We start from the raw sequence: 1,384 nt of genomic DNA, 5'->3' as shown, positions 1-1,384 counted from the left end.
CAGCCGCGACCCGAGGACTTCTGCGTCCGGCGCGAGACCGAGTCGAGCACGACCGCGGCGAGCAGCACCGCGCCGGTGATCATGTACTGGATGGCCTGCGCGGCGTGGACCATGTCCAGGCCGGTGGTGATCGACTGGATGACCAGGATGCCGAGCAGCGCCGACCAGGTCTTGCCGCGCCCGCCGAAGAGGCTGGTGCCGCCGATGACCGCGGCCGCGATGGCGCTCATCAGGACGTTGCCGCTGCCCAGCGCCTTGTCCGCGGAGCCCTGCTGCGAGGCGATGAACAGGCCGCCGAGGCCGGCCAGGCCGGCCGAGATCATGAAGACCGAGATGCGGACCCGGGCGACGTTGATGCCCGCCCGGCGCGCGGCCTCGATGCCGCCGCCGACCGCGAAGATCTTCCGGCCGTAGGAGGTACGGCGCAGCACGAAGTCGGTCAGCACGACCACGCCGAGCAGGATCACCAGGGGCAGCGGCAGGCCGCGGTCCTGGTTGAGCATGTAGGCGCCGACGAGGGCGAGCACCGCGAGGGCGCCGGTGCGCAGCGCGATCTCGCCGGTGGTGCGGCCCGGCAGCCCGGCGGCGGTGCGGCGGCAGGCCTCGATGAGCTGGCCCGTCAGGAAGACGCCGATCGCCAGGAGCGCCAGCACCCAGGCGAAGGCGACGTCGCCGTCGCCCAGGAAGTAGGTGTCCAGGTTGGCGACGACACCGTCGTTGATGTTGTTGATGGTGCCGAGCTTGCCGAGCACGTAGTCCTGGAGGCCGCTCCAGGCGAGCATGCCGGCCAGGGTGACGACGAATGCGGGCACGCCGATCTTGGCGAAGAAGAAGCCGTGCAGGGCGCCGATGGCCACCGCGGCGGCGATCGCGATCAGGATGGCGAGGCCTTCGTTCAGGCCTTCGCGCACGGCCAGCACGGAGGTGATCGCCGCGGTGACACCGGCGATGGAGCCCAGCGAGAGGTCGATCTCGCCGAGCAGCAGGACGAAGACCACACCGACGGCGATCAGGCCGGGGCCGGCGATCCACTTGGTGATGTTGGTCAGGTTGTCGGCCTGCAGGAAGTGGCCGGTGACGCTCTGGAAGATGACGGCGATCAGGATCAGGCCGATGACGACCGGCAGGGAGCCGAGGTCACCACTCTTGATCTTGCGGCGGAACTCGTCCACGTAGCCGGCGACGCCGCCCTGGCGCACCAGCAGGCGCGGGTCGACCGCCGGGGAGGCGGGGGTGGCGGGGGTCTCGGCGGGGGGGGGGGGCTGGGTGGGGGTCACTTTGCTTTCTCCGCGGTGCGTGCCCGGGGCCGGGGGACGGCGGTGTCGGGGGCGCCGGGGGTGGGGGGGATGATCTCCCCGGGCGTGGGTCCGGCGACCGGGGAGGT

Annotated in this window: 1 protein-coding gene; it reads right to left on the bottom strand. The window is 71.7% G+C overall.

Annotation, left to right across the window (positions count from 1 at the left end):
• Positions 1–1,277, bottom strand: a 1,277-nt coding sequence (locus MCM47_RS40750) for a sugar ABC transporter permease (RefSeq protein WP_238951834.1), incomplete at its 3' end; no start/stop codon positions are given.
• Between the last annotated feature and the right edge of the window lie 107 nt (positions 1,278–1,384).

It is taken from the genome of Kitasatospora sp. A2-31 (genome assembly GCF_022288725.1).
Lineage (GTDB): Bacteria > Actinomycetota > Actinomycetes > Streptomycetales > Streptomycetaceae > Kitasatospora.
Note: the sequence above shows the minus strand (reverse complement) of the source record. Positions and strands in the feature narration are given on the sequence as shown.